Origin of the sequence: Marinitoga sp. 1137, from assembly GCF_001941525.1 — a bacterium.
GTDB classification, from domain to species: domain Bacteria; phylum Thermotogota; class Thermotogae; order Petrotogales; family Petrotogaceae; genus Marinitoga; species Marinitoga piezophila.
Genome location: NZ_CP009471.1, coordinates 984,021 through 995,884, shown reverse-complemented (window position 1 = coordinate 995,884; position 11,864 = coordinate 984,021). Strand labels below are relative to the sequence as shown.

The 11,864-nt window shown below is 25.5% G+C and carries 13 protein-coding genes and 1 riboswitch; of the genes, 1 reads left to right on the top strand and 12 read right to left on the bottom strand.

The genetic code is table 11. The features are described 5' to 3' along the window. Positions 1 to 58: 58 nt before the first annotated feature. The 10 genes from LN42_RS04975 to LN42_RS11170 all read right to left on the bottom strand — a co-directional run bounded on the left by LN42_RS04975 (position 59) and on the right by LN42_RS11170 (position 6,818). Complete coding sequence (locus LN42_RS04975) at positions 59 to 625, bottom strand: riboflavin synthase (RefSeq protein ID WP_075780440.1); 567 nt, start codon at positions 623 to 625, stop codon at positions 59 to 61. Further along, a complete protein-coding gene (gene ribD, locus LN42_RS04970; protein ID WP_075780439.1) occupies positions 610 to 1,671 on the bottom strand; it encodes a bifunctional diaminohydroxyphosphoribosylaminopyrimidine deaminase/5-amino-6-(5-phosphoribosylamino)uracil reductase RibD in 1,062 nt (353 codons plus the stop codon). The genes LN42_RS04975 and ribD overlap by 16 nt, the downstream gene beginning before the upstream one ends. Positions 1,672 to 1,675: 4 nt before the next feature. Next, complete coding sequence (gene ribE / locus LN42_RS04965) at positions 1,676 to 2,140, bottom strand: 6,7-dimethyl-8-ribityllumazine synthase (protein ID WP_075780438.1); 465 nt, start codon at positions 2,138 to 2,140, stop codon at positions 1,676 to 1,678. 2 nt (positions 2,141 to 2,142) lie between these two features. Next, complete coding sequence (locus LN42_RS04960; RefSeq protein WP_075780437.1) at positions 2,143 to 3,327, bottom strand: bifunctional 3,4-dihydroxy-2-butanone-4-phosphate synthase/GTP cyclohydrolase II; 1,185 nt, start codon at positions 3,325 to 3,327, stop codon at positions 2,143 to 2,145. A 117-nt stretch (positions 3,328 to 3,444) separates the two neighbouring features. After that, a riboswitch (FMN riboswitch) is annotated at positions 3,445 to 3,560 on the bottom strand. 242 nt (positions 3,561 to 3,802) lie between these two features. Beyond that, positions 3,803 to 3,928, bottom strand: coding sequence for a hypothetical protein (locus LN42_RS11180; RefSeq protein ID WP_014296416.1), 126 nt, complete (start codon positions 3,926 to 3,928; stop codon positions 3,803 to 3,805). 16 nt (positions 3,929 to 3,944) lie between these two features. Continuing rightward, positions 3,945 to 4,685, bottom strand: coding sequence for a hypothetical protein (locus LN42_RS04955; RefSeq protein WP_014296415.1), 741 nt, complete (start codon positions 4,683 to 4,685; stop codon positions 3,945 to 3,947). Further along, a complete protein-coding gene (locus LN42_RS04950; RefSeq protein ID WP_014296414.1) occupies positions 4,669 to 5,556 on the bottom strand; it encodes an ABC transporter ATP-binding protein in 888 nt (295 codons plus the stop codon). Before LN42_RS04950 ends, LN42_RS04955 begins: the two co-directional genes overlap by 17 nt. A gap of 3 nt (positions 5,557 to 5,559) precedes the next feature. Further along, complete coding sequence (locus tag LN42_RS04945; protein ID WP_148265146.1) at positions 5,560 to 6,216, bottom strand: SPASM domain-containing protein; 657 nt, start codon at positions 6,214 to 6,216, stop codon at positions 5,560 to 5,562. A gap of 209 nt (positions 6,217 to 6,425) precedes the next feature. Beyond that, positions 6,426 to 6,548 (bottom strand): hypothetical protein, encoded by a 123-nt coding sequence (locus LN42_RS11175; RefSeq protein WP_014296413.1) that lies wholly within the window; start codon positions 6,546 to 6,548, stop codon positions 6,426 to 6,428. Positions 6,549 to 6,692: 144 nt separating this feature from the next. Further along, entirely contained in the window at positions 6,693 to 6,818 is a 126-nt protein-coding gene (locus tag LN42_RS11170; protein WP_014296412.1) for a hypothetical protein, read from the bottom strand. A 304-nt stretch (positions 6,819 to 7,122) separates the two neighbouring features. Between LN42_RS11170 and LN42_RS04940 the strand changes: the two genes are divergently transcribed. Next, positions 7,123 to 8,550: a hypothetical protein gene (locus tag LN42_RS04940; protein ID WP_014296411.1), complete on the top strand. Its 1,428-nt coding sequence runs from the start codon at positions 7,123 to 7,125 to the stop codon at positions 8,548 to 8,550. Positions 8,551 to 8,592: 42 nt separating this feature from the next. Here the strand turns inward: LN42_RS04940 and LN42_RS04935 are convergent, their stop codons facing one another. Next, complete coding sequence (locus tag LN42_RS04935) at positions 8,593 to 10,116, bottom strand: AAA-like domain-containing protein (RefSeq protein ID WP_014296410.1); 1,524 nt, start codon at positions 10,114 to 10,116, stop codon at positions 8,593 to 8,595. An 87-nt stretch (positions 10,117 to 10,203) separates the two neighbouring features. After that, positions 10,204 to 11,859, bottom strand: a complete 1,656-nt coding sequence (locus LN42_RS04930) for an ABC transporter ATP-binding protein (RefSeq protein WP_014296409.1) — start codon at positions 11,857 to 11,859, stop codon at positions 10,204 to 10,206. Between the last annotated feature and the right edge of the window lie 5 nt (positions 11,860 to 11,864).

Genomic DNA, 11,864 nt, shown 5'->3' with positions numbered 1-11,864 from the left:
ATATATATTAAATTTTTTCTTATTATACTACATTTTTTTTACAATGTCAACTACCTGGTTAATAAATGTATTCGGATTGTTCTTTTAAATAACGAGCAATTATATCTACTTCATAATTAACAAAATCATTCGTGTTTAAAAATTTCAAATTTGTATTTTGATATGTATGTTCTATTATTTGTATTTCAAAGGTATCTAATTCTTTTTTTGCAATTGTCAAACTTATTCCATTTATTGTAATAGCCCCTTTTGTTGCAATAGCCCATTTTTCTTGAGGAATTTTAAATTTCATCCAAAATGTATTTGAAGATTTTCTTAAACCTAAAAATTTTGTTATTCCATCAACGTGACCGGTAACAATATGTCCCCCAACAAAATCAGATAATCTTAAAGCTCTTTCAAGATTGACAATTTTATTATTATAATATCTTAGATTTGTTTTTCTATATGTTTCTTCCCCAATTGAAAAATAAAGCCTGTTATCATCTGTTTTTTCAACAGTTAAACATACACCGTTAATTGAAATGCTTTCCCCTAATTGAATATCTTTGAAAGGATTATTTATAATAAGTTTATTATTTATAATTTTCATTTTTGCTAAATGCTGTATTATTCCTGTAAACATGGTATCAGCTCCCAATAAAGGTTATTCTCAAAAATTTTATTTTCTACAGGTTTAAACCTGATGGAATTTTCTATTTTATCAATTTTTAAATTATTAAAAGGAGATATACCATTTCCAATAATTTTAGGTGCATAAAAAACATGAATTTTATCAACAAGATTATATTTTAGAAATAAAGATAAAATTGTTGCACCGCCTTCAACTAAAATACTATCAATTTTTCTTTCAAATAATATTTTTAAAATTTGATGTATGTTTGTTTCATTTATTATTTCTGTATTTTTGTATTTTATTTCTTTTTTTAGATTTGAGAATATTATATTTTGCCCTTTTTCCATAAAAATATTTAATTTTTTACCATAAAATTTTCCCTCTTTATCCAGAATAATTCTTATGGGGTTTCTTCCATTTTTTATTCTACAGGTTAATTTTGGATTATCCTTTATTAAAGTATTAGCTCCAATTAAAATTGATGAATAGTAATTTCTTAATTTATGTACAAAATTTCTTGACATATTATTTGATATCCATTTTGAATCAAATTTTTCTGAAGCAATGAAACCATCCATTGTCATAGCAAATTTTAAAGCAATAAAAGGTCTTTTTTTAGTTATATATGTAATAAAAATTTCATTTAATTTTTTGATTTCACTTTCTAAAATGTTGTATTTTACTTTTATGCCGTGTTCTTTTAATATTTTTATTCCATTTCCATTTACCATTGGATTTGGATCAAGCATACCTATATAAACCTCTTTAAATCCTTCCTTTACCAGTCTGTTTGCACATGGAGGAGTTTTTCCAAAATGAGAACATGGTTCAAGAGTTACATACATTGTAGCTCCTTTTAAATCTATATTTCTTTTTTTGGCATTTTCAATAGCTACAACTTCTGCATGTCTCCCACCATAATATTCATGATAACCTTTCGATATAATTTTTCCATTTTTTACTATAATAGCCCCTACCAAAGGGTTTGGATTTACCTTTCCTATACCTTTTTTTGCTTCATTTATAGCAAGTTGCATAAAATATTCATGATTCATGTTTTTACACCTTCAATTGCTTATTGAGATTTGCCATTTCTAAAGCGGCCATTGCAGCTTCAAAACCTTTATTTCCAGCTTTTGCACCTGATCTATCCATACTCTGTTCCAGAGTTTCTGAAGTTATTATTCCAAAGGTAATTGGTATATCTGATATTAAATTTAAATGAGCAATTCCTTTTGAAACTTCATTGGCAACAACTTCGAAATGATATGTTTCTCCTCTAATTACAACCCCTAAAGCTATAATAGCATCATAATTTTTGTTTGTTAGTTTTTTTGCAATAAATGGAATTTCAAAAGAACCCGGGGCTTTGAAAATATCTATATTGCTTTCTTTTACATTATGCCTTTTTAATGCGTCCAGAGCCCCCTCTAATAATCTTTCAGAAAAAAATGAGTTAAACCTTGAAATTACAATAGCAATTTTTAAATCTTTTCCATCAAAAATACCTTCAAAAATTTTCATAGTTATATTACCTCCTCAATTGAAAGATTATGATTCATTTTTATTTTCTTGATTTTTAAATAGAATTTATTTTCTGGCGTTACTTCGCCTAAATGTTGTATTGTATTTATCACATTGATACCATATTTTTTTAATTGATTGACTTTATCAGGATTATTTGTCATTAAAATAATGTTTTTAATGTTTAATGATTTTAAAATTTGTGCTGCTATTGCATAATCTCTATTATCTGCTGGCATACCAATTTTTTCATTTGCTTCTACTGTATCCATACCCTTATCCTGTAATTCATAAGCTTTTATTTTATTTGTGATTCCTATATCTCTACCTTCCTGTCTTAAATAAATTATTAAACCAGAGCCGTTTTCCTGTATTTTTTTCATTGCAAGATGCAATTGACTTCCACAATCGCATTTTCTTGAAGTTAACACATCACCAGTAACGCATTCGGAATGTATTCTGACTAATAAAGGTGTGTTTTTTAAATTACCTGTATATATTGCAAAATGTTCTTTTTCATCAAAATTATTTTTAAAACCTATAATTTTAAAAGAGCCAAATTGTGTAGGAAGATTTGCTTCAGAAATTGGAGTTACATATAAATTGCTTTTAAATACTTCAACGGCTATATCTTCTACAGAAATTATGGGGATTTTAAACTTTTGAGATAATGATTTTATATAATTAAAATTATGGGAATTTCCATTTTCATCTAAAATTTCAATTAATATAGAAAAAGGTTTAAAACCCAATAATTTCATTAATTCAATAGAACTTTCTGTATGTCCTTTTCTCTTATTTAATCCGATACTTCCTAATAACTGAATATGACCTGGATATTTATAATCGTTTATTGTGGTATTTTCAGAGATAGATTTTATAGTTTTTGCACGTTCTTTTGAAGAAATACCGGTTATTGTTTTTTTATGATCAATACTAATAAAATAATTGGTATTAAGTATATCAGCATTATTAGAAGGAAGTTTAAAAAAACCTCTTTGTAAAAGCTCTTTTTCTTCAGCTGCTAAACATAATAATCCTCTACCATTGGATATTAAAAAATTAATAATATCCTTGTTTGCCATTTCTGCTGGAAATACAAAATCAGCTTCATTTTCCTTTTTTTTATCCCAGAGGATTATAGGTTTGTTTGAAAAAAATGTTTTTGTAAGAATTTCCTTATCCATGTAAAAACCTCCTTATAATAAAATAAAAGCCCTGGATATCTCCAGGGCCTGATTTTATATATATTACATATATAAACATAAACGCAAATTTATGCATTTATGTCTATATAAATATATTGTTCTCTCCTCCCATCCAGACTTTCACTGTCGGCTCCGGAATTTCACCGGATCAGTCCGAAGACTCGCGGGCTTTAACCGCCGGTCGGGAATTTCACCCTGCCCCGGAGAGTATTAACTTTTCTTAATTATATCACATTTTTATAAAAAAATAACAAAAAAATAAAAACGTATTCCCAACAAATGAATCATTGATAATAAAAGCAATATATTTTGCAGCAATGAGAATAACAGAAAAATGAACTACTAATAGCTTATAACCAACTATAATTATTTTAAGCTCAGTGATGAGGAAACGAGACTTTTTGATGTGTTTTTAAGAAATTGCGTTCAATCGATATTAATTAATATATTTTCTTTAGGGGACTAAAACTATTTTTCCACCAATTGGACTACAAAATTTACAAAACTTACAGAAGTTTGGTTCTTCAATATTATAACTACCGATTTCTAATATTTTAATTTTTTTATTCTTATTTTTCATCAATTTCACCTCCTTATCAAAATATTTTTTCTAAAATATATATATCTTTTAATTTTTTATTTATATAAAATATTAGCCATAATGAAATAATAATTATTATTCCATAAGAATACTTTGAGGAGAAAATTATATAGCTTTCATTTAATCCCACTCTTAATATATTCAATATATGAGTAATTGGATTCAAAAATAGTAAACTTTTTACTATTATATTTTGAGTTTTTATTTGGTAATAAATAGGGGAAATTATTATTAAAATATAACTCACAAGAGGCATTATCCCCATTAATGTATAATAATTTCTCACTTTTAATCCAATTGTTATGGAGATTAGAATTAAAAAGATATTTCCTATTAATAACGGTACCAAGGTACTTAAAAATTTTTCTGTATTATTTGATATCATGAAAATATAAGATATTCCAAAAATTGGTAGCGTTAACAAAAAATATGTTATCCCCATCGATATTACTATTACAGTCTTTGAAACAGAAAAAATTGTATATAATTCAATAACTTCAGTTTGCATTAAGTTTGAAACTCTCAAAGAAAGTATTCCAAAATATGTTCCTATCATCATTGAAACCATAAATCCGCTAATTAAATAATCTATATTTGAATTCTTATTTAATAAAACAATTATTAAATAAGAAAAAGGTATTAATATCATACTTACAAATATTTGAAATTTAAACATTCTCATTCCTTTAAATTCTAATTCTATTCCTGTTTTTATTTGATTAAATATTTTTAACAAGTTCATACACTCCTTTTTCAAAGGATGGGTATTCAATTTTTAAATATTTTATATAATTATCTTTTTTTATTTTTTCAAGAAAACTCAAAGCTTCTGATAACTCAGAAAAGAATAAAGAATAATTATGTTCATTTGAATTATATACAATATTTTCTCTTCTAATAAGATTTTCTATTTTTTCTATATTTTTAACTGATATATTTAATTCAACAGGTGTTTTTACTTTTGTATTTATTTCTTCAATCTTACCTTTATATATAATTTCACCATTTGTGATTATAATTACTTTATCAGCCAAATTTTTTATTTCATTCATATCATGACTTGCTAGTAATATTCCTTTTCCCTTTCTGTATTTTTTTATTAAATCCCATATTTTTTCTTTGTTTATTATATCAACCATTGAAGTGGGTTCATCCAATATTACCACATCAGGTTCCTGTGAAAAAGCTAATGCAATCATAATTAGTTTTTTTTGACCACCTGAAAGTGTATAATTGTATTCTTTTTTTATTTTATCTAATCCTGTTTCATAAAGTATTTTTTCTACTTTATAACTTACTTCATGCGAATTTAACCCTTCTAATTTTAAAGGTATTTTTATACTTTCTTCAACTGTAAGTGATGGAAAGAAAATCGGTAATTGCGGTACATATGCAATTTTTTTCACTCTATCATTTATAATAATGTTTCCTGAAGTTGGTTTCAATAATTTTAAAATCTGTCTTATTAATGTTGTTTTTCCTGCTCCATTTGGACCAATTAATCCAATAATTTCATTTGTTTTTAAACTAAAATTTATATTATTATTTGCTCTTACTCCATTTGGATATGTTTTGCTTATTTTTTCTACTTTTAATAATTCTTCCATTTGTTATACCTCCAGAGGATAATTGCTTATAACATAAGCTTTTATCAGCGTTTGAATATTTTTATCTAGATAGGCTTTTTTACAAACACCTTTTTTATTATTTCCACCCATCCATCTACATCCTCCATAACAAATTGGTGCATAATTGCAATTTTCTATGCATTCAGGTTCATAACTTATATTTTCATACCACTTAGAATTATTAATTTTTAAATTACTATTTTCATCTATATATCCTTCTTTAACTTCGTAAAAAGTTCCAGGACATGAATATATATTTAAATTTTCATCAACAGCGAAAGATAAATCAAGAGACACAGAACATGGGCCTCCAACAAATTCTTTATCTATTTTAAAGCCGAATTTTGCCGCTTGAAGATATAAATTCGCAATTTTGCTTTCTAATTCTAAATTTATTTTTCTTTCATGTCCATACCTTCTTATTTCTTTTTGGGATGAAAATATAGGTGAAAATGATAAACTTGATATTTTTTTATTGATTTTTTCTTTTTTTAAATATTTTAAAAATTCTTTTGCATTATTTATATTATTTTCATTTATATTCATTCTAAGAGTTATTTCACCTTCAAAGTATTTAGTTAATAATACAAAATTATTAAAAACAATATCAAAACTTCCCGTATCATTTAATAATCTCAACTTATCATGAGATTTTTTGTTGCCATAGAAATCAAATTTCTTGTTAATGTATTAAAAATGACTATATTATCATTTATTGGAGTATATATATTATAAAATGATGTGTAATATTTTATTATAATCACCTCCTAATATTTTTATCTTTTTTAAACAATTAAAATCTATATATTTTGGGGATATCTTTTAAACCTGGATCCAGGTAAAAGAAATTATTTAGTTAATACTTTTTTACCCCATATTGGACTACAAAATGAACAAAATCCACAAAAATTAGGTTCTTCAACATTGTATGTTCCTATTTCTAAAATTTTAAATTTTTTAATGGTTTTCATTTTATAACCTCCTTGCTCTTTTATATTTAATAAGTTATAATAGTAATTAAGTTTCTGGCACCAGAATAATCCAGCCGGCTGAAAAGATTTAAAGTTTTGATATAATATCTATGCAGATATAAAAAGAGAAAAATAGATTGTTTATTATTTAAAAAATTCAATTTGAGGATTTAAAGAACGAGTTGAATATTTTTTATCCACCTCATCTCCAGAAAAGATTATTGAATTTAAAATTATCATTATGCCTATTATTAAAATGATTTTTTTCACTATTTCACCTCCGGTGAAAAATTATACCAGTTTCCATTTGACTTTCAAGTGTTTTTTTTTAAAATAAAAATCCGCTATTTATCAGTGTTTCAGAAGTTGATTTTCGTTACAGTTTAATTAATTCATGTAACACACGATTTTCTCACAAACTTACCAAATTTTTTTAAAATTTTTTATATTCAGGATTCTGGCGATTTTTTATTTATGTGTTTATGTTACAAACAAATGTTAAGAACAAAGTCCCCGGGTTTTAAAAATTCGATAGTAACAACATAATTAAAACACAGTGTCCTGGAGGTTAAAAATGGATTTTTCTATAAAAGATATTCTGAATATAGTTGAATATGGTTATTTTTCAAGAACGGTTATTAATTACATTTATCCATATATTATTGATGAATCTTTGAAATTCTATCTGCTATTATTAAAATCAATATGGAATGAAGATTTAGACAAAGCTTTATTTTATGCAAATAAAGTTATTTCAACAACAACAACAACAATGTTAAAAGAATTAGCAAGATTTGAAAAAATAGATATATTATTAAAACAAAATAAATTTGAGGAATCAAAAAAAGAATATATGAAATTAAAAAAAGGTATTAAAAATCTTTCTGAAAATGCAAGAAATATAATTTTTCCAGGATTAAAATATCTTGTTTCAATATATGAAGAAAATTATGATTGTATACGATTATGGAGTAAAAATTACGAAGAAAGTTACGTTGAAAAATCAATAATAAAATATTCAAAAGCGCGAAAAGAAATAAAAAAAGAAAATTATAATAAAGCATATAAATTATTTATAGAAGGATATAATCTTGCAAAGAAATTTCCACATCCAACTATGATATGTTCTGGTTTAAATAATGCTGCATGGTGGATAATGAATGAAGGTAAAGAGAAAGATTTGATTGCAGCTAATTTACTTGAATATTATATTGGCTATTATTTCGAAGATTTAAATTATACCTATAACTGGTTTGATACTATTTTTGAAGTAAAAAAGATTAATAATGATATGCGTATTTCTGAAATATGTAATATAGTAAATGAACTAAAAAAGATTTTTCCTGAAGTAAATCTCGATAAGAAATTTAATAGAAGCTTTTATTCAAAAGAATTTGAAAAAGAAATAAAGAAGAATTTTAAAGAAAATACTATTAAATTTAGAAAACAAAAAGAAGTAAATATTCCAATATTATTCTTTTCAACATATACAGCATTAATAGAAAAACCATTTTTTACAAAGAGTCATATTTTAAAATTGATTTTTGAAGGTAATAAAGATAAAATCATTAAATTCTTCTCTGCTAATTATGAAAAGATGTATTTCTTTAACGTCATGATGAGTGATTTTGATTTGAAGAAAGCTGAAAGAAGATTATTGAATTCTGAAGATGTTGAAGATTCGGAATATAATATTTCACCATTTTATTTAGCAAGAAAAAAACTCATCACTGAGCTTTTTAAGAAACCAAAGAACTTTAAGGAATTTGTTTTTAATTATTTTAAGCTCAGAGATGAGGAAATGAAAGTTTTTGATGTGTTTTTAAGAAATTGCGTTCGATACGATATTAAATGGCCCGTTACTCCTTATCCAAAAGGTAAAGTTCGTGATTTTGCTCTTAAATATGGTTTAGGTTATAAGCGTGTTGCTCTTGGTTATTACTCTTTTGAAGATGATGAAAGAGTTTTGATTGATGATATTATTGAGGGATTTTTAAAATAGTTCTTCCAGAATTTCTGGAAGAACTATTTTAATAGAATTATCTTAATTCACTTTCGATGGACTTTCAAAATTCGTTTTTATAAACCATACATTGATTTTTACTCCATCTATTTCTTCTATTTCATGTTTGAAATCCTCTATTGCTTCTGAATATATCACAAGCCAGCCTTCTTTTAAGCCACTTCTTTTTAAATATTCTACTAATTGTTTTTTTGCCAGTTGAAATTTTCTCGGACCAGGATTCCTTTTTATTTCTATTAAATATTTTTCTTCTTTATATCTTACCAATAAGTCTATTCTTCCTCCTCCTACTTCTACCTCCGTTAATACTTCTCCTCCCAATTCTTCCATATATGTGCTCAAGAATATATCAAGATTATATTGATATACTCCTTCATATAGTTTCTTTCCTTTGAACATTACCGCTCCTCTTTTGTTTATGTATTCTATGTATTTTTTCATTAATTCGTTTATTTTTAATTTTCCTTCTTTTGTAAAGTATTTTGATAGATTTTCATATATGTTTATTATGTAATCTTTTTCTCCGTTTATTTTTGGCTTAAAATGATTATATAATTTTTTGTAGTATAACGGTACTTTTACACAACATTTCCCTTCACAATCATCTATTACTCCATGTAAATACAGAAATTTTATTCTTTCATCACTTATATCAAATTCAACGCTTTCTGGTTCAAATAGTATCTGCATTACTATTTCTTTTTCTTCGTGTGCTTTTGATATTATATTTTCCATATTTTTGTCTATGTATTTTTTTATATAGTCATATAATGTTTTTTCAAAATGCTTTTCTGTTATTATCTTTTTTCCTTTTGCTTTTTTTGCTACTAAATCATATGCAAGACCATTGGTTAGTCCAGGTTGCCCTGCTGCGTTATGCCATATTAATTCTTTTACTTTTTCATCGAATAATTGTCCTGTTTCTTTTTCGTGTTGTGAGAGTAAGTCATATACCTGTTCTTTTGTAAAGTATGGTACTTCCATATGTTCTGCTATATTAAATGGACTTGCGTTGTCTTCTAATATCCCGCTTAAATAGCTTACACTGATTAATACTACACTTCGGAGTTTATATATTTCCTTTTTATGATATACACTTCTTATTACATGTAAAAATTCATTTATTATCTCCTCATTTAATCTTTCAAATTCATCTATCATTAAAATTATCTCTCTTCCAAATTTTTTATATAATTCTTTTAGTAATATTCTTATATTATCTATATTTTTGGGGATTTGTAATTCTATTTTTTCATTATATCTATATTCAATATCATCAATTATATCCATCACTAATGTTTCAATAAAATCTTCTTTATCTTTTTCTCCATAACTTTCAAATGAGATAAATATTGTTAAATACTTATCTTTTATTTTTTCTACAATATCTCTTAATAATGTGGTTTTCCCGCTCTGTCTCGGTGCAGACACTGTAAAATATCTCCAGTTTTCTATATGATCAAGCGCTTCTTCCATTATATCCGGTCTTTCCACATAATAACATGTTTTCTTATCAACAGGTCCTGATGTACAAAACATTCTCATCACTTCCACCTCCTATTCTTCAATTATACCATATCAAAAAAAATGAGGCTTTCGCCTCATTTGATTAATTCCAGCAATTTTCTTTACTTATTCAAACATAGAAACTTCTTCAATGTTTTTTAATTTTATTATTTTATCTCCTATCTCATCAAAACTATCTTCGTGAGTTATTATAAAACATATTTTATCTTTTAATTCCTCTTTTATTATCCTTTTTATTGTTTCTTTTGTTTCTTTATCTATATGCACTGTTGCTTCATCGAATATGAATATATCTGCTCCTTTTGCCAGTGCTCGAGCTATTGCAATTAATTGTTTCTGTCCTCCTGATAAATTTTGCCCATTATTTGTTATCATATGATTATCCTTCAATGGAAATTTTTCTATTAATTTTTCCAAATTGCTTTTCTTCAATATTTCTTTGTATTTTTCTTCTTTTATCTCTTTTGATGAATACATTATGTTATTCTTTATTGTATCGTTAAATAGGAATATTTTCTGCGATACTATTCCAAACCTTTCTCTCAATGATTTTATATCTATTTCTTTTTGATTTTTTTCATTTATTATTATTCTTCCTTTATATCCATCATATATCCCCAATAGCAATTTCATCAATGTTGTTTTTCCTGACCCATTTGGTCCTTTTATTATTATTTTTTCCCCTTTTTTTACTTCCAGATTTATACCTTTCAATACTTTTGTTTTTCCATCATATGAAAATTCTATATCTTCCATCTTTATTTTTTTTATCTCTTCTGTCAATTCTTCACCATTTATATTTTTTTCTTCTTCTGTTAATTCCTCCATTATTTCCTTTACTCTTTTTAATGAATTCACTGCTGGCTGTATTGTTAATGTTGTTGTTCCTAGCTGTATTACAGGTGCATATAATTTTCCTATATAGTTTGCAAAGGCTATATATCCTCCTATTGTAAATCCTGAAAAAATTATGTCTTTTCCAGCATATAATAGTACTATTACACCTGCTATTGCACTTATTAATGTTAACAATTCCATTCCTATTGAGTATAATATTCCCTGTTTTATCGCTGTTTTTACAAATTCTTTGTTATAATCTATATTCTTTTTGGTTTCTTTCTCTTCTATATTTAAATTTTTAACTTCTTCTATTCCACTTATACTTTCCTCTAATTTCCCACTCATTTTTGCGCCTTTTTCCATCAATTCCATTGAAATTTTTGATATATTTCCCATAAATTTACTTGTTACTATATAATATAACGGCATTATTGCCAGCGCGATTAATGTCAGTTTTATATTATATTTCATCAATATATATAACACTATTATAAATTCTATTATACTTATCAATATTTTAAATGTTTGTTGTGAAAATAATATCTGTAATTTATCAGTTTCTCCAACTCTTGCCATTATATATCCCGTTTCTTTTCCTTCAAAAAAAGTCATTGGTAATTTTAATACCCTTTTTAATAGATCCTTTTTTATTTCAAATATTATACTCTGACTGCTGATTATAAATATTTTTGAGGTTATATAATTCAATATACTTTTTAATACGTATATCACTATTAATGTCATACAAACCTTTTTTAAATATTCATAATCACCTGTCAGTATCCCATTATCCATCGCTTCTTTGTAGTATTTTGCTGGCATTATTGATACATACGATAATATTATCATCATTATCATCGATATCGTCAATCTTCCTCTATGTCCTTTTGTGTATTTATAGAGAAATTTTATGTTTTCCATTTCTT

What these genes read in the sequence shown, in the direction of transcription:
- LN42_RS04975 (WP_075780440.1), bottom strand. Translation starts at nt 625, where the DNA reads ATGTTTACAGGAATAATACAGCATTTAGCAAAAATGAAAATTATAAAT.
- ribD (WP_075780439.1), bottom strand. Translation starts at nt 1,671, where the DNA reads ATGAATCATGAATATTTTATGCAACTTGCTATAAATGAAGCAAAAAAA.
- ribE (WP_075780438.1), bottom strand. Translation starts at nt 2,140, where the DNA reads ATGAAAATTTTTGAAGGTATTTTTGATGGAAAAGATTTAAAAATTGCT.
- LN42_RS04960 (WP_075780437.1), bottom strand. Translation starts at nt 3,327, where the DNA reads ATGGATAAGGAAATTCTTACAAAAACATTTTTTTCAAACAAACCTATA.
- LN42_RS11180 (WP_014296416.1), bottom strand. Translation starts at nt 3,928, where the DNA reads ATGAAAAATAAGAATAAAAAAATTAAAATATTAGAAATCGGTAGTTAT.
- LN42_RS04950 (WP_014296414.1), bottom strand. Translation starts at nt 5,556, where the DNA reads ATGGAAGAATTATTAAAAGTAGAAAAAATAAGCAAAACATATCCAAAT.
- LN42_RS11175 (WP_014296413.1), bottom strand. Translation starts at nt 6,548, where the DNA reads ATGAAAACCATTAAAAAATTTAAAATTTTAGAAATAGGAACATACAAT.
- LN42_RS04940 (WP_014296411.1), top strand. Translation starts at nt 7,123, where the DNA reads ATGGATTTTTCTATAAAAGATATTCTGAATATAGTTGAATATGGTTAT.
- LN42_RS04935 (WP_014296410.1), bottom strand. Translation starts at nt 10,116, where the DNA reads ATGAGAATGTTTTGTACATCAGGACCTGTTGATAAGAAAACATGTTAT.
- LN42_RS04930 (WP_014296409.1), bottom strand. Translation starts at nt 11,859, where the DNA reads ATGGAAAACATAAAATTTCTCTATAAATACACAAAAGGACATAGAGGA.